The 22,600-nt window shown below is 63.7% G+C and carries 25 protein-coding genes and 1 pseudogene; 16 read left to right on the forward strand and 10 right to left on the reverse strand.

The window, feature by feature from the left end:
• Window positions 1–19: 19 nt before the first annotated feature.
• Both MSIMFI_RS11495 and MSIMFI_RS11500 read right to left on the reverse strand, forming a co-directional pair.
• Window positions 20–595 carry a hypothetical protein gene (locus MSIMFI_RS11495; RefSeq protein WP_186244652.1) on the reverse strand — a complete coding sequence of 192 codons (576 nt, stop codon included), beginning with the start codon at window positions 593–595 and terminating at the stop codon, window positions 20–22.
• Window positions 592–1,374: a hypothetical protein gene (locus MSIMFI_RS11500; RefSeq protein ID WP_191497290.1), complete on the reverse strand. Its 783-nt coding sequence runs from the start codon at window positions 1,372–1,374 to the stop codon at window positions 592–594. The genes MSIMFI_RS11495 and MSIMFI_RS11500 overlap by 4 nt, the downstream gene beginning before the upstream one ends.
• A 193-nt stretch (window positions 1,375–1,567) precedes the next feature.
• On the opposite strand from MSIMFI_RS11500, the gene MSIMFI_RS11505 reads away from it, so the two are divergent.
• Window positions 1,568–1,987 (forward strand): hypothetical protein, encoded by a 420-nt coding sequence (locus MSIMFI_RS11505; RefSeq protein WP_191497291.1) that lies wholly within the window; start codon window positions 1,568–1,570, stop codon window positions 1,985–1,987.
• A 109-nt stretch (window positions 1,988–2,096) separates the two neighbouring features.
• Here MSIMFI_RS11505 and MSIMFI_RS11510 read toward each other — a convergent pair whose 3' ends face one another.
• The 3 genes from MSIMFI_RS11510 to MSIMFI_RS11520 all read right to left on the reverse strand — a co-directional run bounded on the left by MSIMFI_RS11510 (window position 2,097) and on the right by MSIMFI_RS11520 (window position 4,112).
• Window positions 2,097–2,654, reverse strand: coding sequence for a hypothetical protein (locus tag MSIMFI_RS11510; RefSeq protein ID WP_224770158.1), 558 nt, complete (start codon window positions 2,652–2,654; stop codon window positions 2,097–2,099).
• Window positions 2,651–3,415 (reverse strand): hypothetical protein, encoded by a 765-nt coding sequence (locus MSIMFI_RS11515; RefSeq protein ID WP_191497292.1) that lies wholly within the window; start codon window positions 3,413–3,415, stop codon window positions 2,651–2,653. Before MSIMFI_RS11515 ends, MSIMFI_RS11510 begins: the two co-directional genes overlap by 4 nt.
• A 112-nt stretch (window positions 3,416–3,527) precedes the next feature.
• Window positions 3,528–4,112: a TetR/AcrR family transcriptional regulator gene (locus tag MSIMFI_RS11520; RefSeq protein ID WP_191497293.1), complete on the reverse strand. Its 585-nt coding sequence runs from the start codon at window positions 4,110–4,112 to the stop codon at window positions 3,528–3,530.
• Between the two features lie 96 nt (window positions 4,113–4,208).
• Here MSIMFI_RS11520 and MSIMFI_RS11525 point away from each other — a divergent pair, with 96 nt between their 5' ends.
• From MSIMFI_RS11525 to MSIMFI_RS11540, 4 genes are read left to right on the forward strand one after another with little or no spacing between them, the layout of a single operon-like run.
• Window positions 4,209–4,964, forward strand: coding sequence for a hypothetical protein (locus MSIMFI_RS11525; RefSeq protein WP_191497294.1), 756 nt, complete (start codon window positions 4,209–4,211; stop codon window positions 4,962–4,964).
• Window positions 4,961–5,812: a hypothetical protein gene (locus MSIMFI_RS11530; RefSeq protein WP_191497295.1), complete on the forward strand. Its 852-nt coding sequence runs from the start codon at window positions 4,961–4,963 to the stop codon at window positions 5,810–5,812. Before MSIMFI_RS11525 ends, MSIMFI_RS11530 begins: the two co-directional genes overlap by 4 nt.
• Window positions 5,809–6,387 carry a cytochrome c oxidase subunit 3 family protein gene (locus MSIMFI_RS11535; protein ID WP_191497296.1) on the forward strand — a complete coding sequence of 193 codons (579 nt, stop codon included), beginning with the start codon at window positions 5,809–5,811 and terminating at the stop codon, window positions 6,385–6,387. Before MSIMFI_RS11530 ends, MSIMFI_RS11535 begins: the two co-directional genes overlap by 4 nt.
• Window positions 6,388–6,390: 3 nt before the next feature.
• On the forward strand, window positions 6,391–6,678 hold the full coding sequence (locus MSIMFI_RS11540) for a cytochrome C oxidase subunit IV family protein (protein WP_191497297.1): 288 nt from the start codon (window positions 6,391–6,393) through the stop codon (window positions 6,676–6,678).
• Here the strand turns inward: MSIMFI_RS11540 and MSIMFI_RS11545 are convergent.
• Complete coding sequence (locus MSIMFI_RS11545) at window positions 6,675–7,943, reverse strand: cytochrome P450 (protein ID WP_191497298.1); 1,269 nt, start codon at window positions 7,941–7,943, stop codon at window positions 6,675–6,677. The two genes, MSIMFI_RS11540 and MSIMFI_RS11545, sit on opposite strands and share 4 nt — an antisense overlap.
• Before the next feature lie 199 nt (window positions 7,944–8,142).
• Here MSIMFI_RS11545 and MSIMFI_RS11550 point away from each other — a divergent pair, with 199 nt between their 5' ends.
• Window positions 8,143–8,844: a TetR/AcrR family transcriptional regulator gene (locus tag MSIMFI_RS11550; protein WP_191497299.1), complete on the forward strand. Its 702-nt coding sequence runs from the start codon at window positions 8,143–8,145 to the stop codon at window positions 8,842–8,844.
• Here MSIMFI_RS11550 and MSIMFI_RS11555 read toward each other — a convergent pair.
• Together MSIMFI_RS11555 and MSIMFI_RS28015 are read right to left on the reverse strand one after the other, a co-directional pair.
• Window positions 8,760–9,158, reverse strand: coding sequence for a hypothetical protein (locus MSIMFI_RS11555; RefSeq protein ID WP_191498149.1), 399 nt, complete (start codon window positions 9,156–9,158; stop codon window positions 8,760–8,762). The two genes, MSIMFI_RS11550 and MSIMFI_RS11555, sit on opposite strands and share 85 nt — an antisense overlap.
• A gap of 29 nt (window positions 9,159–9,187) precedes the next feature.
• Window positions 9,188–9,301 (reverse strand): annotated as a pseudogene (locus MSIMFI_RS28015) (enoyl-CoA hydratase/isomerase family protein); the annotation flags it as partial.
• Between the two features lie 145 nt (window positions 9,302–9,446).
• On the opposite strand from MSIMFI_RS28015, the gene MSIMFI_RS11560 reads away from it, so the two are divergent.
• From MSIMFI_RS11560 to MSIMFI_RS11575, 4 genes are all read left to right on the forward strand, one after another.
• Complete coding sequence (locus tag MSIMFI_RS11560) at window positions 9,447–9,866, forward strand: lipoprotein LpqH (protein WP_191497300.1); 420 nt, start codon at window positions 9,447–9,449, stop codon at window positions 9,864–9,866.
• 95 nt (window positions 9,867–9,961) lie between these two features.
• The gene (locus MSIMFI_RS11565; protein ID WP_191497301.1) at window positions 9,962–11,152 is read left to right on the forward strand and encodes an amidohydrolase family protein; all 1,191 of its coding nucleotides are present in this window, start codon (window positions 9,962–9,964) and stop codon (window positions 11,150–11,152) included.
• 16 nt (window positions 11,153–11,168) lie between these two features.
• Window positions 11,169–12,635: a FadD3 family acyl-CoA ligase gene (locus MSIMFI_RS11570; RefSeq protein WP_191498150.1), complete on the forward strand. Its 1,467-nt coding sequence runs from the start codon at window positions 11,169–11,171 to the stop codon at window positions 12,633–12,635.
• Window positions 12,632–13,252: a fatty-acid--CoA ligase gene (locus tag MSIMFI_RS11575; protein WP_191497302.1), complete on the forward strand. Its 621-nt coding sequence runs from the start codon at window positions 12,632–12,634 to the stop codon at window positions 13,250–13,252. Before MSIMFI_RS11570 ends, MSIMFI_RS11575 begins: the two co-directional genes overlap by 4 nt.
• Window positions 13,253–13,322: 70 nt before the next feature.
• Here MSIMFI_RS11575 and MSIMFI_RS11580 read toward each other — a convergent pair whose 3' ends face one another.
• On the reverse strand, window positions 13,323–15,017 hold the full coding sequence (locus MSIMFI_RS11580; RefSeq protein ID WP_191498151.1) for an alpha-keto acid decarboxylase family protein: 1,695 nt from the start codon (window positions 15,015–15,017) through the stop codon (window positions 13,323–13,325).
• A 35-nt stretch (window positions 15,018–15,052) separates the two neighbouring features.
• On the opposite strand from MSIMFI_RS11580, the gene MSIMFI_RS11585 reads away from it, so the two are divergent.
• The 4 genes from MSIMFI_RS11585 (at window position 15,053) to MSIMFI_RS11600 (ending at window position 17,644) form a co-directional block, all read left to right on the forward strand.
• Window positions 15,053–15,496 (forward strand): SRPBCC family protein, encoded by a 444-nt coding sequence (locus MSIMFI_RS11585; protein ID WP_191497303.1) that lies wholly within the window; start codon window positions 15,053–15,055, stop codon window positions 15,494–15,496.
• A gap of 5 nt (window positions 15,497–15,501) precedes the next feature.
• A complete protein-coding gene (locus tag MSIMFI_RS11590; protein WP_191497304.1) occupies window positions 15,502–16,581 on the forward strand; it encodes a CaiB/BaiF CoA transferase family protein in 1,080 nt (359 codons plus the stop codon).
• 58 nt (window positions 16,582–16,639) lie between these two features.
• Window positions 16,640–17,095: an SRPBCC family protein gene (locus tag MSIMFI_RS11595; RefSeq protein WP_191497305.1), complete on the forward strand. Its 456-nt coding sequence runs from the start codon at window positions 16,640–16,642 to the stop codon at window positions 17,093–17,095.
• A 114-nt stretch (window positions 17,096–17,209) separates the two neighbouring features.
• Window positions 17,210–17,644, forward strand: coding sequence for an SRPBCC family protein (locus MSIMFI_RS11600; protein ID WP_191497306.1), 435 nt, complete (start codon window positions 17,210–17,212; stop codon window positions 17,642–17,644).
• Here the strand turns inward: MSIMFI_RS11600 and MSIMFI_RS11605 are convergent.
• Window positions 17,641–18,834: a pyridoxal phosphate-dependent aminotransferase gene (locus MSIMFI_RS11605; RefSeq protein WP_191497307.1), complete on the reverse strand. Its 1,194-nt coding sequence runs from the start codon at window positions 18,832–18,834 to the stop codon at window positions 17,641–17,643. The genes MSIMFI_RS11600 and MSIMFI_RS11605 overlap by 4 nt on opposite strands.
• Window positions 18,835–19,192: 358 nt before the next feature.
• On the opposite strand from MSIMFI_RS11605, the gene MSIMFI_RS11610 reads away from it, so the two are divergent.
• The gene (locus MSIMFI_RS11610) at window positions 19,193–20,404 is read left to right on the forward strand and encodes an acetyl-CoA C-acetyltransferase (RefSeq protein ID WP_186244632.1); all 1,212 of its coding nucleotides are present in this window, start codon (window positions 19,193–19,195) and stop codon (window positions 20,402–20,404) included.
• A 4-nt stretch (window positions 20,405–20,408) separates the two neighbouring features.
• On the forward strand, window positions 20,409–22,553 hold the full coding sequence (locus tag MSIMFI_RS11615) for a 3-hydroxyacyl-CoA dehydrogenase NAD-binding domain-containing protein (protein ID WP_191497308.1): 2,145 nt from the start codon (window positions 20,409–20,411) through the stop codon (window positions 22,551–22,553).
• Window positions 22,554–22,600 lie beyond the last annotated feature (47 nt).

The following is a 22,600-nucleotide window of genomic DNA, read 5'->3' on the forward strand; positions in this document are numbered from 1 at the left end:
TAGCCAAAAAGGCCGAAGCTCACGCAAGCGGATCCAATTTCGAGATCAGCCAGGAGCCGTTGACCTTGGTCAACGTCACCTGGGCGATGCTCGCGGTTGTCTGCGGTTCCGGCTTCTCTTTGCTTGTGGCGGTCTGGTTGATGAACACCAACACAACGGCTGAATTCGGGTGCAACTCTGAAACGGCGGCTCGAATCACCTTGGCTGTCTGCGTGACTCGCTTTTGCAGTGCCATCGCGGCGATCTGCTCTGAGAACTTGGTGTAGTAGGCGAGGACGTCGCCGGTGAGATATGACTTCGCCTTGGCGATATCACGGTCCAGGTTGTCGGGAGAGTACGTCAGCACCGCCACGGCACCGTCTGATGCCGCTTGGATTGCCTGGTGTGCCGCCGCGTCGCCGACTTGCTGATCCGGCCGGTACAGAATGAAGAACAGGACGGCAGTGACGCCCACCGCGGTAAGGACCACCCCTGTCGCGACTATCGAACGCCACTTTGTCAAACACCGGCGGACCCAGCGCTTGATTGGCGGCGCCACCTCGTCGGACGGTGTGGTTTCCGTGCTGTCCAGCGACGAACATTGCCCGACAGTCATTGCAGGAAATCGACTTTCGACATTTTGAGCTGACCGCCGTCCCGCGTGATGCCCACGCTGATCCGCCACACGACAGGTGGCCGAGTTGTGTTGTCTGCAGTGGTGATATCGGATCTCGCCGCGACGAGCACGACCGCCGAATCATCGCTCAACGACTCGACGGCAATGGCTTCCACAGTGGCCTTGCTGCTTGCCTTCGATTCCCCCGCCTGCGCGGCCATCAGGCCTGACATCACTGACAGCTGGCTCTTGAAGTCGCCCGTAGAGTCGTCGAGGATGCGCTGGATGTCCTCCTTGGCATGGTTGGCGTCAATCGACATCAGCAGCGTGACCCCGTGCCGGGCTGCTGCGCTGAACTCAGCGGCGAGCTGCCGTTTGTGCACGGTGGTTCGGTGCTGCCACACCATGTAAGCGCTCGCGCCGACGGAAGCGGAGACCAGCACGATGCCGACGCCGGCGGTCATTGTTCTCCGGCCTGGGCGTCGAAGCCACCCCGGTCGACCCGGACGCCGCGGCATGCCTAGTCGCGCCAGTCGTGCCCGGGTCACCTTTGCGCGGCGCCGCTCGCCATCCCGGGAAGCGGCGTCGTCGTCGGCTTTCCCTGTTTCGGAGCCTGTTTCGGCTGCGTCGCGCAGCCTTTCCACGCGTGCCCGAGCCGCCTCCGCGCGCGCCTCAGCCCTGGCAACTTCGTCTTCTGCGTCCGCCTCCGAAACGGGAGCTACGGCGCCGTCCGTCGGGTCGTCAGAATCGTCGACGTCGGGCCCCTCCGGATCGTGCACGGAGAAACAGCTTATCACTTTCGGCCGGGGCTCAACGCTGTCCTCGGGCGGCCGCATTAGCGGTTCTACATGCGGAAATGCTCGCTCGTCAGGCCGTTAGGCGGGTGCGGTTCGGACGCAATCCGGCGTGGGCGGATATTGGCTCAGGTTATCTTCTCCAATTAGGAGAATTTTCTTTTCAGCTCCTTTTTAGATGTGGCAAAGTAATGGGGTGCGATTCATCGTGGCCGCAGTTGCCGCGCTACTCGGCACGGGTGTGCTGGCGGCGCCGCCGTCCTTGGCCGAGCCGACCGTCTGCGACTACCCCGCCTGTACCCCCGGCATCATGCCGCATCAGGTTCTAGGCGCGCCGTGTGACAACACCACCTACTACGCCTTCGGTGTCGACGACAGTGTCGTTCCCCCCGCCGGGCAGCCCGGACGGCTGATGTTCTGCGGCTCGCCGAGGAGATACCAGCCGCGATGGTTCCGGTCACCTCCAATGGCGGGAGTCAAGGAGGAAGGCGCGGCGTGCCAGAACTACCAGAACTACGTCGCGCAGGCGCCCGATGGTCTGTTTCTGATCTGCTTTGCCCACGACGGCATGATGAGCTGGGTCCGCGCCGACACGTAGGAGATTCAACCGCGACACTCACACCACGCACGCGACACGCTGAGACGAGTGTGCATGGGTTGAGTTTCGGCGGAGTGCTGGGCCAGCGTCGTGCGTGAGCCAACTCGGGTCAAAGGCGATCGAATTTGGCGATCAGCCAGGAGCCGTTGATCTTCGCCAGAGTGACCAGGGCGCTGCTGTCAGTCACCGTCGCTTGGGGCTCGTCCTTGGTGATGGTGCTCTGGTTGACGAACACGAGCACGACGGCCAAATTCTGGTGTAGCTCCGATACAGCGGCGCGAACCACCTTGGCGGAAGTCGCCATTTGCTTCGCCTTGGCCGCCGGACCAATGATCTGCTCGCTGAACTTGGTGTAGTCCGCCAGCAAGTCGCCGGTGAGATGCGACTTCGCCCGGGCGAAATCCTGATCCAGGCTCTCCGGGGAATATGACAGCATTGCCACGGTGCCGTCCGCGGCCGCCCGGATCGCCTGTTGGGCCGCCGCGTCGCCGATCCGCCGATCCGGACTGTACCGGTAGAAGTATGTGCCTCCGACAAGTCCCAGCGCGCCAATGACCAACGTGGTCACCAGAATTGGCCGCCAATATGCCACACACCAGTGGATCCAACCTTCGATCACGGCCGTTCCGGGGGGACGCGCCGGACCACCGGGTTGCTCGAGTGTCATTGCAGGAACTCGACTTTCGCCATCCTGAGCTGGCCACCCTCGCGGCTGAGATGGACGCTGATCCGCCACGAGTTCATTGATCGCTTTGCGTCGTCGGGATAGAGATTGTCGGACCTCGCCGCGACAAGGACGATTCCCGAGTCATCGGTCGTCGATTCGACGGCGGTAGCGTCCACGATGACCCTGGTGCTGATCTGCGACTGCTCCACCTGCTGGGCCAGGGCAACTCCGGTGCGCAGTAATTGGTCCCTGAGATCTCCGGTCGAGTCGTCGAGGGCGCGCTGGATGTCCTCTCTAGCGTGATTGGCGTCAATCGACATCAGTTTCGTGACCCCCTCACGCGCGGCCGCGGCGAACTCGGCGGCGCGGTGCTGTTCACGCGCGAGAGCGCGATGCTCCAGCTCCATGAACAAGCTCCCGCCGAGCGAGGCGCCGATGATCCCGAATGCCGCCGCGAGCGCGATCGCTCTAGGTCCGGGACGCTGGAACTTGGGCAACTGCCGGCGATAAGGCACCTCGGACAGTGGCTCGAACTCGCCGGCGTCGCCCGCGTAGATCTCGTCGGTGTCGTCTGCGCCCGGGCTCTCCAAGGCCCAGGCTTGCTGCAGCCGCGCTAGACGGGCACGGGCCTCGTCGGCCCGGGCCTCCGCCCTGGCGACTTCTTCCTCTGCCTCGGCGACCGAACGGGGTGCTTCCTCGCGGCCGGAGTCGTCCTCGGCGGCGGGGTCAGGTGCTCCCGGTGGACGCCGCCACGACGGCAAGTTGACCCCCCGGTCGCGTTGGTTCGTGCACGGAGAACCACGTTATCACCAGGCTGCTGGCCACTCCGGCATCCGAATGTCGTCGAGCGGCCTGTTGGATCCGTGGCGAAACCTACGCCTCGGGCGCACCGATCAGACGGTTGGTGATCCGCAGCAGGTGCGCACGCAGCGTGTCGTCATCAACGTCGGCGACCAGGGGATGCATGACGCCGACGGCGATGGCGCCCGAGAGGACCGCCGCCGAGACCCGGGCGTCCTCGGACGCATTGTCGACCAGCACGCCGTAGAGCCGCCGAATAAAGTGCTGGAACTGTTCCTGCTCGGCGAGTAGCCGCACAATGACCGGATCGAACTGCAGGGTGCTCGCCGCGCCGCGACGCTCAATGGCCATGTCGATGACCCGGCCCAGCAAGACCTCGCGTGCCCGGGGGAAATCGTCGTGGGCCTCGGCGGCCTCCAGCGCCTCCTCCAGACCGCCCAGTTCGCGTTCCGTGAGCGCGACGACGATTTGCTCCTTCGTCTTGAACTGGTGGTAGACGGCAGCCTTGGTGACCCCGATGGCGTCGGCGATCATCTGCAGCGAGGTGCCGCCGACACCGTGCTCGGCGATCAATTTCAGCGCGGCGTCCAGGATGCGCGTCTGTGCCGGGCTGCGCGTGATGAATCGGAACTTGCTCCGGGTCTGGTTCGGAACCACACCGAGAGCCTAGCCGATCGGCTATTGACCTGTCCTAGCCGATCGGCTACTTTCGGCTCACGGGCGGAGCGATCACACCGCCGGAGGGAGTCACCAATGTCCGAAGCCCGTGAGGCGCGCTACGCACCGAGACGAATCGATGGTGAGCTGATCCTGCTGTGGACGCTGCCCGTGACGGTGCTGATCTGGATCTCGGCGTTTTTTCTGTTTCCCGGCTTCAGGCCGCCGATGTCGCCGACGATGTCGGCGGAGCAGGTCGCGGCGTTCTACCGGGAAAACCCGTCGGGTGTCCGTCACAGCATGATCCTGTTCAACTGGTTCGGCGCGAGCCTCATCCCGATCCTGATGCTGACCGTGATGCAGATCCGGAGGATGGCCCATCGCACGCCGATCTTCTCCTACGCGATGCTGGGTTGCGTAGCCGGCGGTCCCACATTGTTTCTCATCGCTAATGTCTGTTGGCTACTGGCCGCGTTTCGCCCGGAACGAAGTCCGGAGCTGACACAGTTGCTCAATGATTTCGCCTGGATCACCTTCACGATCTTGGTTCCGTTTTTGATCGGACAAAGCGTGATTCTTGCCCTCGCAATCTATTTCGACGATCCTGCAAACCTCGTGCTGCCGCGCTGGGTGGCCCACTTCAACCTTCTCGTTGCGGCGGCGCTGGTGCCGGCAGCATTCGTCGGTGTGTCGTTGTCCGGTCCGCTGGCGTGGGACGGTGGGTTGTCGTTCTGGTTGAAAAATGTCGCCATCGGCGTCTGGGTGGTCGTGATGGGTGTCGTCCTGGGCCATGCGGTGTATCGGGAGCGTGCCGAGATCCCAAGGCGCGCAGAAGAACTGGACGCCCCATGAGTACCGTGATAACTCGGCCGGGGTCGGGCGGCAACTCCGAGGCCGGGCCCCCCTCCGGCCGGTTGCATCGCCGGATCGCCTGGCACCTGCGGCACAACCCCAAGCGCGAGCTGTGGGTGGCGTGGTGGATCATGGTCGTCTTCTACAACCTCTTCTTTCCGATGGTCTTTGTGGTGGCGCAAGTCCAGCCTCCGCCGCAACCCACCTGGGACCTCGCGACGCAGGTCCACTGGTTCCATGAACGACAGCTGGGAATACCGATTGGCTTAGGCGTCGTATTCGCCATCACCGGCATGACCGCGGTAAACAATGCGCTCATTGCGTATTCGATGCGCCGCATGTCGGTCAGCCGCGCTTTCGGGTATGCGTATCTGCTCATCTACTCGCTCAGCGCGGTTCCCGGCCTGCTGCTCCTGTGCATCGCGCTGATCGTCGGGACGCTGCGCCCCGAGCGTGACCCCGAGGCGATCGGTTGGCTCTACGACTTCGCGTTCCTGTCGTTCGACGGCACCATGGGGGTCTTCCTGATCGGCTCGCTGATCTGGATGGTCGCGATTCTGATCGACAAGAATCGGGTGTTCCCCAAATGGTTTGGCTACCTGAATCTGTGCAACGCGCTTACCGAGGTCGTCGTGGCACCCTGCTGGATCTTCCAGCGCGGCGTACTGGCCTGGAATGGGCAGATCGCGTGGTGGCTGGACATGGTCGTGTTCGGCATTTACCAAGTCACGTTTATCGTCATGCTCTTTCAGATGATCCGGCGCGAAGACTTTGGTACCGGGCCCCTCCCAACACTCAAGCCCGGCCTGGCTCGAAAACGGACGATGAAGCGGGCGGCGACTTCATGACCGACCTCGCAGATGAGAACAAGCGCGCGACATTCGTGCCGGGCCAGCCGGACATGTGGGCTTTCGTGTTGTTCGAAACTTTGGTTTTCACAGGGTATTTCGCCTTCTACCTGTTCTATCGCACCCGAAACCCTGTGCTGTTCCTGCACTCCCAGGCGCATCTGGATCTACGCATCGGTGTGTTCAACACCCTCGTTTTGCTGCTGAGTTCCTGGTCGGTGGCGCGGTGTGTCCAGTCATCGCGTGCCGGCGCCCACCGGGCGGCGCTCAGAGACGTCTATATCACCGTCGCATGCGCCGCAATATTCTTGTTCTTCAAGGTTTTCGAGTGGGCCCGGTTGGTCGGCACGGGAAACGGGCCGGACAGCAATGACTTCTTCACCTACTACTTCTTCCTCACCGGAATCCACTTCGTACACCTGCTGATTGGCTTCATCGTCCTCGGTGTCATCGTCTATCAGCTCCGCAGTCCGGCCCGGCGATCCCAGGAGCTGGTCGAAACGTGCGCCACCTACTGGCACACCGTCGACTTCCTCTGGGTGCTCATTTTCGCGCTGCTGTACATGGTGAGGTGATCGGTGAAGTTGAAATTCAACAAGAGGCTGCTGGTCGTTTGGCTGATCCTGGCGGGGTTCACGCTGGCCTATCTGTGGATTGACCACTCGGTCAATGGATCGCTGAGACCTAGTGTGGTGGTCACGTCGAGCGTGATCGTGATCGCTCTTATCAAGGTGCGCATCATCTTTCGGGAGTTTATGGAAGTGCGCCAAGCTCCCGCCTTGCTATGCCGCATCACGGACGCCTGGGTCGTGCTGATCGGCGTGAGTCTCTTCACTTGCTACGTCGTCGGGTTGGCGCTCGCCTAACCCGTCGGCGTGAAGGTGAGGTGAAGTTCGCTGAGCCCGCGCAGGATGTAGGTCGGCTCGTAGGTGTAGCGGCGATCGCCCCTTGGTCCGTGGTTGACCTCGCTGATGCTGATGTCGGCCATGCGGTCCAGCATGCGTTCGATGGATACCCGGCCTTCCACGCGGGCGAGCGGTCCTCCCGGGCAGGAGTGCACGCCGCGGGCGAAAGACATGTGCTCGCGGACGTTTTTGCGGTCGAGGCGGAACTCGTGCGGGTTGTCGAACCGACGGGGGTCGCGGTTGGCCGCGCCGGGTAGCACCATCACCACCGTGCCGGCAGGGATGTCGACACCGCCGATTGTGGTGCCACGGCGGGCTAGCCGCGAGTCGCACTTGACGGGACTTTCGATGCGCAGCGATTCCTCGATGAAGTTTGGAATCAGGCTGCGGTCATCGCGCACCTGTTGCTGGATGTCGGGGCGATCGCCCAGCACCTGTAGCGCGGCGCTGAGCAGCTTGGCCGTGGTCTCCTGCCCGGCGGCGAAAAGGAATGTCGCCGTGCGCACCACCTCGATGACCTCTGGTGTGGAGCCGTCGGGATACTTCGCCGTCGCCATCGGCGTAAGCACATCGTCGCGCGGTTCGCGTCGCCGATCTTCGATATAGGAACAGAACTTCTCGTCGAGCCACTGGAGCGGATTGATGCCGATCGACTCGTGGTCCAACGCGCCGACCTGGCCGGCGCCCAAGACACTGCGGAAATCCTTGTGGTCGTCCTCCGGAACACCGAGCAGGTCGGCGATCACCAGGGTGGCAAAGGGTTTGGAGTATTCGGAGATGAATTCGCACTCGCCGTTGCTGAGGAACTCGTCGAGCTGGCGGTCGGCGAGGCGCCACATGAACTCCTCGTTTTGCTTGAGCCGGCTCGGCGTCAGCAGCTTGCTCAGCACCGACCGTGCCTTCGTGTGGTCCGGCGGATCCATGGTGACCATGTGCTCGAACATCGGAAAGTAGCTGCGGTGTTGCTCGATCTGGGCGCTGATGTCGTCACCGTCGGGTTGGAACGGCAGCGGCGGGAACGGGCCTCCCAGCGCGACGATGTTCGAGAACGTTTCGGGGTCCTTGTAGACCTCGGTGGCTTCCTCGTGACCGGTGACGGCGACGACCCCGTAGTGCGGCAGCCGCAGCACCGGGTTCTGGCTGCGCAGGTAGTCGAAGTAGGGGTGTGGATCCGGTACCAGGGATGGGTCGGTGAAGAAGTCGATCGATTCGTAGGTGCTGGTCATGTCGTGCGTGCCTCCCGGAGCTGGCTTGCCGAATTTTGCCCGACCGACTGCAAGGCGGCGGAAGCTTGGCGCCGCCCCGAATGCCATAGTGTGCTGAGCACCTGCTTAGCATGACGGTAATGTCGTGGTCAAGGTCGCGGCCCCCGGGCGACAGTACGATCGGCGTGTTCGACATTGGGTTTGGAGAGCGAGTGGCGACATGACATCGGCCCGCAGGATCGGGGCGCCGGACGCAAAGAACCGCGGCCTGCTGCTCGACGCGGCCGAGCAATTGATGGTCGAAGAGGGCTACGCCGCCGTGACGTCGCGCCGGCTAGCGAACAAAGCGGGGCTGAAACCTCAGCTGGTGCACTACTACTTCCGCACCATGGAGGAGTTGTTCGTCGCGGTCTTCCGCCGCCGCGCCGAAGAGGGACTTCAGGTGCAGGCGCAGGCGCTGCAATCGCCCCAGCCGTTGTGGGCGCTGTGGCGGTTCGGCACCGATCCCGCGTTTACCCGGATTTCCATGGAATTCATGGCGCTGGCCAATCACCGAAAGGAACTGCGGGCCGAAATCGCTTACTACGCGGAGCGTTTCCGCGAGGAAGAGCAGCGAGCGGTGACGGCCGCGCTGCAGCGTTACGGGGTGGAAAGCAAGGATGTGCCCCCGGGGGTGTTCACCGTGCTCATGAGCAGCCTGTCGCGGATGCTGGTGCTGGAGCAGGCGGTGGGCATGTCGGCCGGTCACGCCGAAACCTTGGAGCTGGTGGAAAGTTATCTGCGCCGCCTCGAAGGCGAGCCGCAGCCGATTGCGGGCGTACCAGAGGCCTGGCTAGTTCACCAATTGCGGATCGAGCAGAGCACGCCCCTGGGCCCGTCCTTGGACACGACGACGGCCCCGTCCACCGACAGGTCGCAATGAAACTCCGGCGTGCTGGGCTCAGGGCCGGTGTTGACGACGACCATGGCCCAGTATTCGGGTTTCGCCAAATTCAGTTCGTAGCTCCAGGGTTTGCCCGGGGCGATGTCGGCTTGGACGTTGGGGGTGAACCGGTAGGGATCGTGGCTGTAATCGGAGAAGATCGTCGGTTCTTGATCGATGTAATAGATGTTGGCGTAGATCGGATTCTTTGCGGTGATGGTGTACTTGACGTGATGCATGACCGGGTCATCGGCAAGTGCCCGTCCGGTGCATACCAGTAGGCCCGCCCCCCCTGCCAAGACAGCAACCAACATCGCCGAGCCCGCGCACAACAACCTGTACATCATGTCGCTCCTCTAGCTTCCGGGCCCGGACCGGCGATGCGGTTCGTCACCCGCTCGGCGGCCCGCCAGTGTGCGTCGGCAACCCACAGCCGTGCAAGGGATGCTATCGCCTCTCGGGCGAAACACCGCTGTACTCCGGGTCCACCATGCGTCGTTGCTCCTTGGACGAAGACAGCCGATATTGGCATTCTCTAAATAGGAGAATAACATCATCGCCGCAGGCCGAAGAACTTTCTAACCGAGGATGGAGGCGGCCCGATGCGGAACCGAATCGCAGCGGCCGTTGCCGCGCTGGCTGCCGCTGCCGTCGGGGCTTGCGCCTCACCGTCGCATACCCCGCTCAATGGCACGGCATCTGTCACGGTCAACGGAACCGACGCGAAGTTCAATGTCGTCAAGTGCACGCAGGTGCAGTGGTACCGGACGATTCACATTGGCGGCGACTCTGCCGGGGCCACCGTCGTCGTGGATGGACGTGCGGAACGGGCCACCGCCGAGTCCGTACAGATCCAAAATGTGGGCGGCTTCACCGGCATGTACTCGCGGGGCGGAGGCGGCGACGCCGCCATGAGCCTGAGCGGCGACAAATTCACGATCACCGGTACCGCGGAGGGCTACCCAGTCGACAAGCCGAGTGAACCGACTACCGCAACGTTCAAGATCATCGCCACGTGCTGAACCGTGCTGCGCCGGTGCGGTCCGGGCGCCGGGGCCACGTTGCGGTTGCGCACCTGTAGAGAATAGTATTCTCATAATATGCGAAGGAGGATTTCATGGGGCAACTGTCACACCGGGAAGAGGTCCCGTTTCCGATCTTTGACGCGGACAACCATCTCTACGAGCCGCCGGAGGCGCTGACCAAGTTCCTGCCCAAGGAGTACAAGGACTTCGTCCAGTACGTGCAGATCAACGGCCGCACCAAGATCGCGATCCTCGGCCACATCAGCAACTACATCCCCAACCCGACCTTCGAAGTCGTCGCCCGCCCGGGCGCCTGGGAGGAGTACTTCAAGTACGGCAACCCGGACGGCAAATCCAAGCGCGAGCTGTTCGGTGAGCCGATGCGCGCGATCCCGGCGTTCTTCGAGCCCGGCCCGCGCCTGGAGAAGATGAACGAGCTGGGGCTGGACCGCACCCTGATGTTTCCGACGCTGGCCAGCCTGCTCGAGGAACGGCTGCGCGACGACCCGGTTGCCATCCACGTCCTGATCCATGCGCTGAACGAATGGCTCGACGAGGTCTGGGGCTTCAACTACCAGAACCGGATTTTCACGACCCCGGTCATCACGCTGCCGATCGTCGAGAAGGCGATCGAGGAGCTGGAGTGGGCGGTCAAGCGCGGCGCCCGCGCCATCCTGGTCCGCCCGGCTCCCGTCCCCGGCTTCCGCGGCCCGCGGTCGTTCGCGGTACCCGAGTTCGACCCGTTCTGGGAGCGGGTCGTCGAGCACGACGTGCTGGTCGGCATGCACTCCAGCGACAGCGGCTACTCCCGGTACACCTCCGAATGGGACGGCGCCGAACAGGAAATGCTGCCGTTCCAAACCAATGCGATGGGCATCCTCAACGAGTGGCGGCCGATCCAGGATGCGGTGGGTTCGTGGGTGATCCACGGCGCGCTCTACCGCCACCCGAAGCTGAAGGTCGCGATCGTAGAGGCCGGTTCGAAGTGGATGACGCCGCTGCTGGACGGCCTGGCCGAGGTCTACCGGAAGGCCCCGGAAGTCTTCCCGAGTGACCCGGTCGAGATGGTCAAGAGCCGCATCCATGTCAGCCCGTTCTTCGAGGACGGCATCGACGATCTGGTCAACCTCGTCGGCGTGGATAGGGTGCTGTACGGCTCGGACTGGCCGCACCCCGAAGGGCTGGCCGAGCCGACGTTCTACGTCAACGCGCTGTCACACCTGGCGGTTGAGCATCAGGCGAAGATCATGGGCGGCAATCTCGGTCGACTCGTCACGACATGACGCCCGGGCGGTGACGATGCAGAGCGCGCAGCGCGATGAGGAGGAGCCGGCCAATCGGATATGGGAGACCATCCCCGAGATGGTCTTGAGCGCGGCGGACCGCTTCGGTGACGCGGAGGCGGTTGTCGACGGTGGGCTGCGCCTCACGTTCGTTGAGGTCGTCGAGCGAATACGTTGTGCTGCAGGCGCGTTCGCGTCGATCGGTATCGACAAGGGTGACCGGGTCGCCATCTGGGCGCCAAACTCAGCCGAGTGGATCGTCGCAGCGTTCGGGTTGCTCACCGCGGGCGGTGTGCTGGTGCCGGTCAACACCCGGTTCAAGACGGAAGAAGCGGGCGACATCATCGTCCGCAGCGGGGCGAAGGCCGTATTGGTGCAGAAGGGATTTCTGAGCGAGAACTACACCGCGCCCGCGGGGACACCGCTCATCGATCTGAAATCTGACTTCCTCTCCGGAGGTTCGCCGTTCGAGCGGGCCGTGAGCGGTAGCGACATCTCGGACATCATCTTCACCTCCGGCACTACCGGCCGCCCAAAGGGTGCGATGTTGAATCATCGCCAAACGCTGCGGATGTACGACGAGTGGGCGACACTGGCGGATCTGCGCGAGGGCGACCGCTACCTGCAGATCAACCCGTACTTCCACACGTTCGGCTTGAAAGCCGGCCTCATCACGTGCTTCCTGCGTGGGGCGACGATGGTACCCGTCGCGGTTTTCGACATCGACACGGTGGTGGATCTCGTTGAACGCGAACGTATTACGATGCTGCCCGGCCCGCCGACGCTGTACCACTCGCTGCTGACGGTTAGCGACAAGTCCAAGCTGTCGACCTTGCGGGCCGGCGTAACGGGGGCCGCGGACATCCCGGTCGAGCTGGTCCGTCGCATCCATGGCGAGCTGCCGTTCCAGACGTTGATGACCGGCTACGGGCTCACCGAGGCCGGCAACGTCACGCTGTCTAGGCCGGGCGATTCCTTCGAGGACGTGGCCACCACCGCCGGCCTGCCCTGCGAAGGGGTTGAGGTGCGCATCGCGGATGACGGGGAGGTGCTGGTCCGCGGGTACAGTGTCATGCAAGGTTATCTCGACGATCCAGTTGCCACCGCGGAGGCGATCGATGAGGAGGGATGGTTGCACACCGGCGATCTGGGCAGCCTGGATGCGGCGGGCCGACTGCGAATCAACGGACGCAAGAAGGACATGTTCATCGTAGGCGGGTTCAACGCCTACCCCGCGGAGATCGAGGGCTTCCTGATGGAGCACCCCGCGGTTGCCCAAGTTGCGGTGATCGGCGTTCCTGACGAGCGTCTCGGTCAGGTGGGCAAGGCCTTCGTGGTGCCGAAAACGCCGGTGTCGGAGGCTGACTTGCTCGATTGGTGCCGCCAGCGGATGGCGGGCTTCAAGGCACCGCGGTCCGTCGAGTTTCTCGACGGCCTGCCGCTCAATGCCACCGGGAAAGTGATGAAGGACCGATTGCGGTGACCGACGGCGACATTCATTCGATGGTGATCGCATCGGATTACCGGATACCGGATCCCAGTCGGGTGTGGCCGATACTCGAGCGCAACAAGCCGGCTCTCGCCGACATCGGCGCCCACCACGTTCTCGTCTATGCGTCGACGCACGACCGCGGCCGTGTCTTGGTGATGATCGGCGTGCACAGCCGCGAGCCGATCGTCGAGCTGTTACGCTCACGAATTTTTCTCGACTGGTTCGATGCTGTTGGCGTTGAGGACATTCCAGCGGTCTTCGCCGGCGAGATCATCGACAAGTTCATCGCCGCGCCGCGGACCACACCGGCCGTGCCTGGAGTTGTGGTGGCCGCCTTCGCGTCGGTCGATGACGTGTCGAACCTGACCGCTGGGGTCAGGCGCGCGATGGACAGGTTCACCGCGGCCGGCATCCGGAAGACTTGGGTATTCCAGGCTTTCGACGATGTTGACGAAGTGTTGATCCTGCAGGAGTTTCCCGACGAGGAGCGCGCGCGGCAGTGGATCGACCATCCCGATGCCGCGGCCCAATGGATGAGCGGGGCGGGAGTGGGGACCTACCCACCGCTATTCGTCGGCCGTTTCCTCAACATGATGCGGATCGAATAACCGCCGAGCGTCGAGTTATTGGGCAATATGGTCGTCGTGTTTTTGCCCAACAAGTCGATGTTGGGGCAACTTAGGTCTCCGGTGGTGACATGGAGCCGACGAGTTGGCCTAGCAGGCGCGGGATTTCGAGTCGCGGCAACACCACCTCGACTAGCACCATGCGATCCTTATTCGCGGCGGCCGCGGTGAATGCGTCGTCGAGTTCGCCATACGTCTGCGCCCGGAACGCAAGGTGATTGGCCACTCCCAGCGCGTTGGGTATCTCGGTCCAACTCCATCCGACAATGTCGTTGTAGGGGGCCGTCTTTCCATGAATTGCCCGCTCGACGGTGTAGCCGTCGTTGTTGACCACCACGATCACCGGGCAGAGCCCTTCGCGGGAAATGGTGCCGAGCTCCTGGACGGTCAGTTGCGCCGCCCCGTCGCCGATCAGTAACACCGTCCTGCGATCCGGATGCGCTAGCCCGGCCCCGAGCGCCGCGGGCAGCGTGTAACCGATTGAGCCCCATAAGGGTTGGCCAATGAACGTGACTCCGTGTGGCAATCGGTGGTCGGCCATCCCGTAGAACGAGGTCCCCTGGTCGGCCAGGACCACGTTTCCCGGTGTAAGCGCTTCGCAGAGCCGGTCCCACACCATCTGTTGGGTGAGCGGCTCGCCGCGCGCCGGGGTCGGCGGTGATGGTTCGGCAGGAGGGGAGGACACCGGTGGCGACGTCACGTCGCGCCGGGCCAGGATCTTGGTCAGCGCCGCCAGCGCTGCGCCCATCTCGAGCGGAGCAAACACCTGGTCGCCCACGCTGCTTTGGTGTTGCCCGATGTCGATCGTGCGGGCTGGGCTAATCCGCTGGCTGAAGAAGCCGCTGACCATATCGGTGAACACCACCCCGGCCGTCACGAGCACCGGCGCCTGCTCAATCGCCAGGCGCACCCGTTCGGTGCTGGCCGCTCCGGCGTAGATGCCAAGAAAGTTGGGTGAACTCTCGTCGAGCAGACTCTTACCCCACATCAACGTGGCGTGCGGCACGACGTCGGCGGCCAGCAGCGCCTCCAGCTCGGCGGTGGCCTGCAGGCGATGCACGAGCAGGTCGGCGAGCACGGTCAATTGGTGCTCGCCGATCAGTTTGGCCGCGGCGTCGGTGAACAGGGACAGCGCTCGCGGGCTGGTGCCCCCGGTGTAGCGGGGCAACGGGTCCACCGGCGGCTCGGTGGGGAAGCGCGCCACGTCGCTGGACAGCAAAATGTACCCGGGACGTTTCTGCTCCCGCACCTCGGAGAGCACCCGGTCGATCTCTCTGCAGGCGGTTGCCGGCATGAGATTGGCTTGGGCGCAGGTAATTTCGCGGCTGATCCGCAAAAAGTGCTCGAAGTCGCCGTCTCCGAGCGAATGGTGCAGCGCGCGGCGGGTGCCCTGAGCGTCCTTGGTCGGGCCGCCGACGATGTGTACCACGGGCACGTGCTCGGCGTAGCTGCCCGCTATCGCATTGGCCACCGAGAGTTCGCCAACTCCGAATGTCGTTACCACAGCTGACATTCCGCGCAGGCGGCCATAGCCGTCGGCTGCGTAGCCCGCGTTGAGCTCGTTGGCGTTGCCCACCCAGCGGATGGCTGGATGGGCGACGATGTGGTCGAGGAATTGCAGGTTGTAGTCGCCGGGGACGCCGAAGATCTCGGTTACGCCGAGCTCGGCGAGGCGATCGAGAAGATAGTCACCGACGGTAAAAACGGGTTCAGCCACGGCCTCGACGGTACGCCCGTGGCAGGGTATTCCGGCCGGGACGTTGGTTCGATATCGTGCGGGCCATGGCAATCAAAGAGTCCCGCGACATCGTCATCGAAGCCAGCCCGGAGGAGATCCTGGACGTCATCGCCGATTTCGAAACGATGCCCGAGTGGTCCGAGCCCCATCAGAGCGCCGAGATCCTCGAGACCGGAGACGACGGCCGGCCCAGCCAAGTGAAGATGAAAGTCAAGACGGCGGGCATCACCGATGAACAGGTGGTGGCCTACACGTGGGGCGACAACGAGGTGAGCTGGACGCTGGTCAGCTCAGCTCAGCAGAAGTCGCAGGACGGAAAGTACACGTTGGTTCCCAAAGGTGACGAGACCCTGGTCAAGTTGGAGATCAACGTCGATCCCAACGTTCCCCTGCCCGGCTTCGTGCTCAAGCGGGCCATCAAGGGGACGATCGATGCCGCGACCAAGGATCTGCGCACTCGGGTGCTGCAGGTGCAGCAGGGTAAGTAGGCACAGTGACCAACGGGGGGCCGCTAGCTGGAGTGAGGGTCATCGAACTGGGCGGCATCGGACCGGGCCCGCACGCCGGCATGGTGCTCGCCGATCTCGGTGCCGACGTGGTGCGGGTGCGCCGGCCGGGCGGCCTGCAGATGCCCTCCGAGGATCGCGATTTGCTGCACCGCGGGAAGCGGATTGTCGACCTGGACGTCAAGACGCAGCCGGAGGCGCTGCTGGCGCTGGCCGCCAAAGCCGATGTGCTGCTGGACTGCTTTCGGCCAGGCACCTGCGAGCGGCTCGGAATCGGTCCCGACGACTGCGCGGCGGTCAACCCGAGACTGATCTTTGCCCGCATCACCGGCTGGGGACAGGACGGGCCGTTGGCGCCGACGGCGGGCCACGACATCAACTACCTATCGCAGACCGGTGCGCTGTCGGCACTCGGCTACGCCGACCGGCCGCCGATGCCGCCGCTGAACCTGGTCGCCGACTTCGGCGGTGGTTCCATGCTGGTGCTGGTGGGCATCGTGGTCGCGCTGTACGAGCGCGAACGTTCGGGCCAGGGCCAGGTTGTGGACGCCGCGATGGTGGACGGAGTCAGTGTGCTGGCCCAGATGATGTGGACGATGAAGGCCGTTGGCAGCCTGCGCGATCAGCGCGAATCCTTCCTGCTCGACGGCGGCGCCCCGTTCTATCGCTGCTATGAGACCTCCGATGGCAAATACATGGCCGTCGGCGCCATCGAGCCGCAGTTCTTCGCGGCGTTGCTGGCCGGGTTAGGGCTGGCGCCCGGCGACGTGCCGAATCAGCTCGACATCGGCTCGTATCCGAAGATGCACGACGCCTTCGCCGAACGGTTCTCCAGCCGAACCCGCGATGAGTGGACCCAGGTCTTCGCCGGCACCGATGCATGCGTGACGCCGGTACTGACCTGGAGCGAAGCGGCCACCAACGACCATTTGACGGCGCGATCGACGCTAATCGCCGCCCATGGCGTCGAGCAGGCCGCGCCGGCACCCCGGTTCTCCCGTACACCGCCCGGCCCGGTTGGGCCGCCACCGGCTAAGACCACACCCTTAAACGAAATCGGATGGTAATGAAGTATCGGGCCGAACACCGTCCCTACGCCGGGCCGCGTTGCTAGCGTTGAGTTCAGTGGCCGTACAAGTCTCACGCGAAATTGTCATTGATGCGCCCCCGGAAAAGGTCATGGAGGCGCTAGCAGATCCTCGCGTCTTGACGTCCTGGTCACCACTGCACAAGCAAGTGGAAGTCATCGACTATTACCCGGATGGTCGCCCTCATCATGTGAAGGCCACCATCAAAATTCTGGGGCTGACCGATAAAGAGGTTCTCGAATATCACTGGGGCCCAGACTGGGTGTGCTGGGACGCCGGCCGAACTTTTCAGCAACGCGGGCAGCACATCGAGTACACCGTCAAGCCCGAAGGCGTCGATAAAGCACGGGTGCGTTTCGACATCACCGTCGAACCGGCAGGACCGATACCAGGTTTCGTCGTCAAGCGGGCCAGTGAGCATGTGTTGGATTCCGCGATGAAGGGACTGCAAAAGTTGGTCACCGGCGACGCCGATCCGGGCCATTCCGCATAGTTGATTCGTGGCCGTACGCCTGGGCCGGGTCGCGCTGGTCGGTGTGACAATTAGCCGGACCCATCCGCGTTTCGGCGTGGTCCGTCACCGCACAGCGTTGCTAATTTAATAGCAGTGGCCGTTCAAGCATCGGGCGAAATCGTCATCGACGCGCAGCCGGAAGTGATCATGGAGGCGCTCGCCGACATGGACGCTGTGCCGTCGTGGTCTTCGGTACACAAACGAGTCGATGTTATCGACACCCATCCGGACGGTCGGCCGCACCACGTGAAAGTCACCATCAAAATCACCGGCATCGTCGACACCGAATTGCTCGAATACCACTGGGGCCCGGACTGGATGGTGTGGGACGCCAAGAGGACGGCCCAACAACACGGCCAGCACGGCGAGTACAACCTGAGCCGAGAGGGTGACGACAAGACCCGGGTGCGATTCACCATCACTGTCGAACCGTCAGCGCCGCTGCCCCAGTTTTGGGTCAAGATCGCTCGTAAGAAAATCCTGCATGCCGCCCTGGAGGGACTCCGAAAGCGGGTTATGGACGGCTAGAACGCGGGCCCGTCGCGCAGCACGGACAATCGTCGGATCGCTTCGTCCAGGGTGTCCTCGCGTTTGCAAAACGTGAAGCGCACCAAGTGATTCCACAAATCGCGTTGCTTTGAAGCGTGTTGCGCCGTCGGATCACAGAACGGTGACATCGGGATCGCGGCCACGCCCACTTTCTCGGGTAGTGCCGCACAGAACTTCATGCTGTCGTCGTATCCCAGCGGACGCGGATCAGCGCAGAGGAAGTAGGTGCCGGAGCTGTCGTGGACGGCGAAACCGATGTCGGTCAGTCCCGCCGACAGCCGATCGCGTCTGCGTTGCAGCGTGCTTCGTAGCTGCGTCACCCAGGCGTCCTGGGTATCTAGAGCCGCGGCCACCGCCGGCTGAAATGGCGCGCCGCCGACATAACTCAAGTACTGCTTGGCCGCCCGCACTCCGGCGATGAGTTTGGCTGGGCCGCAAGCCCATCCGATCTTCCAGCCGGTGCAATTGAACATCTTGGCGGCGCTGGAGATGGTGATTGTTCGCTCGGCCATGCCGTCGAAGCCGGCGAGCGGCAGGTGTTGGTGGCCGTCATATACCAGGTGCTCGTACACCTCGTCGGTGATCACCAAAAGGTCTGCGGCCACGGCGATCTCGGCAATGGTCGCCAACTCGGTCGCGTTCAGCACTGTGCCGGTCGGGTTATGCGGCGAGTTGACGATTAGCGCCCGAGTCCGCGGTGTCAGCGCGCGCCGCAATGCGTCGGTGTCCAAAGCAAAGCCGCGGCCGTCGGGGATCAACGGTACGACTACCCGGTGTGTGCCGGCCATCGCCACCACCGGTGAGTAGGAGTCGTAGAACGGCTCGATGAGCAGTATCTCCGAGCCGGGTTCGACCAGGCCCAACACCGTTGCCGCAATGGCCTCGGTGGCCCCGACCGTTACCAGCACCTCGGTGTCGGGGTCGTACTCGATGCCAAAACGCCGTTTTCGCTGGGCTGCGATGGCCTGGCGTAGCGGTTGGATTCCTATGCCCGGCGGGTACTGGTTGACGCCGGCGGCGATGGCGTCTTGTGCGGTCTTCAACATCGCCGGCGGTCCGTCCTCGTCGGGGAACCCCTGGCCGAGGTTCACCGCGCCGATGCGAGCGGCCAGAGCCGACATTTCGGCGAACACCGTGGTCGCGTATGGCCGCAATCGTTCCACCGTCATCGCGGTCGAGCCTAATCCCGAGTGGCAAATGCGTGCCGCATCTGTCACATCCGCCACATGAGCCTCTGGCGGGTAGGGACCTACTTGGTGCCCACCTCGTAGAGACAACGTATGGTTGCGAACGCGGGTTTATGGCCTGTCGCTACGAAGTGGACAAATCGTGTATCTGCTGGTGTTAGCGACCGATGTGGCCACTGCGACCAAGGTGACGTCTTTGGGCACCAGTGGGTTGCCCGTAACGTACCTGACCTGCGAAGTCCGCCCCACCAACAGGTTGGCCGACAACCCTGTTAGGGTGCCTGTACTGGACCTACTCTTTAAGACGGATCCGAAACCCCCTTTTGGAACAGGAATCGACATGTCCGAAGAAGCCTTCATCTATGAGGCCATCCGCACGCCGCGTGGCAAGCAAAAGAATGGCTCGCTGCACGAAGTCAAGCCGCTGAGCCTGGTCGTCGGCCTGATTGAGGAGCTGCGCAAGCGCAATCCCGACCTCGACGAGAACCTGATCAGCGACGTCATCTTGGGCTGCGTCTCACCCGTTGGGGACCAGGGCGGCGACATCGCCCGCGCAGCGGTGCTCGCATCGGGCATGCCGGTCACTTCCGGCGGCGTGCAGCTCAACCGGTTCTGCGCATCGGGCCTCGAAGCCGTCAACACCGCCGCTCAGAAGGTGCGCTCCGGCTGGGATGACCTCGTGCTGGCCGGTGGCGTGGAGTCGATGAGCCGAGTGCCAATGGGATCCGATGGCGGCGCCATGGGGTTGGACCCGGCGACCAACTACGACGTCATGTTTGTTCCGCAGGGCATCGGCGCCGACCTGATCGCCACCATCGAGGGCTTCTCCCGCGATGATGTCGACAACTATGCGTTGCGCAGCCAGGAGAAGGCGGCCGCGGCGTGGTCGGGCGGTTACTTCGCCAAGTCCGTGGTGCCGGTCCGCGACCAGAACGGTCTGCTGATCCTCGACCACGACGAGCACATGCGGCCCGACACCACCAAGGAGGGTCTGGGCAAGCTGAAGCCGGCCTTCGAGGGCCTCGCCGCGCTGGGTGGCTTCGACGACGTGGCGCTGCAGAAGTACCACTGGGTGGAAAAGATTAACCACGTGCACACCGGCGGTAACAGCTCCGGGATTGTCGATGGTGCGGCGCTGGTCTTGATCGGTAGCGAGGCTGCCGGCAAGTCGCAGGGTCTGACCCCACGGGCGCGCATCGTGGCCACCGCCACCAGCGGCGCCGACCCGGTGATCATGCTCACCGGCCCGACCCCCGCCACCCGCAAGGTGCTCGACCGCGCCGGGTTGACCGTTGATGACATCGACCTGTTCGAGCTCAACGAGGCGTTCGCGTCGGTGGTGCTGAAGTTCCAGAAAGACCTGAACATTCCCGACGAGAAGCTCAACGTCAACGGCGGCGCCATCGCAATGGGTCACCCGCTGGGTGCCACCGGCGCAATGATTCTGGGCACCATGGTCGACGAATTGGAGCGCCGCAACGCCCGGCGCGCACTGGTCACGCTGTGTATTGGCGGCGGCATGGGTGTCGCGACGATCATCGAGAGGGTTTAAGCGCATGGCAGACAACACAATCCAGTGGGACAAGGATGCCGACGGCATCGTCACGCTGACCCTGGACGACCCGTCGGGGTCGGCCAACGTCATGAACGACGCCTACATCGAGTCAATGGGCAAGGCGGTGGATCGCCTTGTCGCCGAAAAGGATTCGATCAGCGGTGTGGTGATCACCAGCGCGAAGAAGACCTTCTTCGCCGGCGGTGACGTCAAGACGATGATCCAGGCGACCCCGGAGGATGCTGGGGACGTCTTCGATACCGTCGAGACGGTCAAAAAGCAACTGCGCACCCTGGAGACGTTGGGCAAGCCGGTCGTGGCTGCCATCAACGGGGCGGCCCTTGGTGGTGGCCTGGAGATCGCGCTGGCCTGTCATCACCGGATCGCCGCCGACGTCAAGGGCAGCCAGCTCGGCCTGCCCGAAGTCACGCTGGGGCTCTTGCCGGGCGGCGGCGGGGTAACCCGCACGGTGCGAATGCTGGGTATCCAGAACGCGTTTGTCAGCGTGCTGGCGCAGGGCACCCGGTTCAAGCCGGCCAAGGCCAAGGACCTCGGGTTGATCGATGAACTGGTGAGCGGTGTTGACGATTTGGTGCCCGCCGCCAAGGCGTGGATCAAGGCCAATCCGGACGCGCACGAGCAGCCGTGGGACAAGAAGGGCTACAAGATGCCGGGCGGTACTCCGTCGTCGCCGGCGCTTGCGGCCATCCTGCCGTCGTTCCCGTCGAACCTGCGCAAGCAGCTCAAGGGCGCGCCGATGCCCGCGCCGCGGGCCATCCTGGCCGCTGCTGTCGAGGGTGCACAGGTCGACTTCGACACCGCCACCCGCATCGAAAGCCGTTATTTCGCTTCGCTGGTCACCGGCCAGGTTGCCAAGAACATGATGCAGGCGTTCTTCTTCGACCTGCAGGCCATTAACGCAGGCGGGTCGCGGCCCGACGGCATCGCGAAAACACCGATCAACAAGATCGGTGTGCTCGGTGCCGGCATGATGGGCGCCGGCATCGCCTATGTCTCGGCCAAGGCGGGCTACGACGTGGTGCTCAAGGACGTGAGCATCGAGGCCGCGCAGAAGGGCAAGGGCTACTCCGAGAAGCTGGAGGCCAAGGCGCTGGAGCGGGGCCGTACGACGCAGGAGAAGAGCGACGCTCTGCTGGCACGCATCACCCCGACGGCCGACCCGGCCGACCTCAAGGGCGTGGACTTCGTGGTCGAAGCCGTCTTCGAGAACCAGGAACTCAAGCACAAGGTGTTCCAGGAGATCGAGGACATCGTCGAGCCCAACGCGGTCCTTGGATCCAACACCTCCACGCTGCCGATCACCGGTCTGGCGACCGGCGTCAAGCGCCAGGAGGACTTCATCGGGATCCACTTCTTCTCACCGGTCGACAAGATGCCGCTGGTCGAAATCATCAAGGGCGAGAAGACTTCTGACGAAGCGCTGGCCCGCGTGTTCGACTACACGCTGGCCATCGGCAAGACGCCGATCGTGGTCAACGACAGCCGCGGCTTCTTCACTTCGCGTGTCATCGGCACCTTCGTCAACGAGGCGCTGGCGATGCTCGGCGAGGGTGTGGAGCCTTCGAGCATCGAGCAGGCTGGCTCGCAGGCCGGGTACCCGGCGCCGCCGTTGCAGCTGTCCGACGAGCTCAACTTGGAGCTGATGCACAAGATCGCCGTCGCCACCCGGAAGGGTGTCGAAGACGCCGGCGGCACGTACGAACCGCATCCGGCCGAGGCCGTCGTCGAGAAGATGATCGAGCTCGGTCGGTCCGGCCGGCTCAAGGGTGCCGGCTTCTACGAGTACGTCGACGGCAAGCGGTCCGGCCTATGGTCAGGCCTGCGTGAGACGTTCAAGTCGGGCTCGTCGGAGCCGCCGTTGCAGGACATGATCGACCGGATGTTGTTCGCCGAGGCGCTGGAAACGCAGAAGTGCCTCGACGAGAACGTGCTGACCTCTACGGCCGACGCCAACATCGGGTCGATCATGGGTATCGGGTTCCCGCCGTGGACCGGTGGCAGCGCGCAGTTCATCGTCGGCTACTCCGGCCCGGCCGGTACCGGCAAGGAGGCGTTCGTCGCCCGCGCCCGTGAGCTGGCGGCGAAGTACGGCGACCGCTTCCTGCCACCGGCCTCGTTGACGTAACTTCTAGGCCGAGCAGACGTAAAGTCCCCCGAAATCTGTTGATTTCG

Source organism: Mycobacterium simulans (assembly GCF_900232995.1).
Taxonomy (GTDB): domain Bacteria; phylum Actinomycetota; class Actinomycetes; order Mycobacteriales; family Mycobacteriaceae; genus Mycobacterium; species Mycobacterium simulans.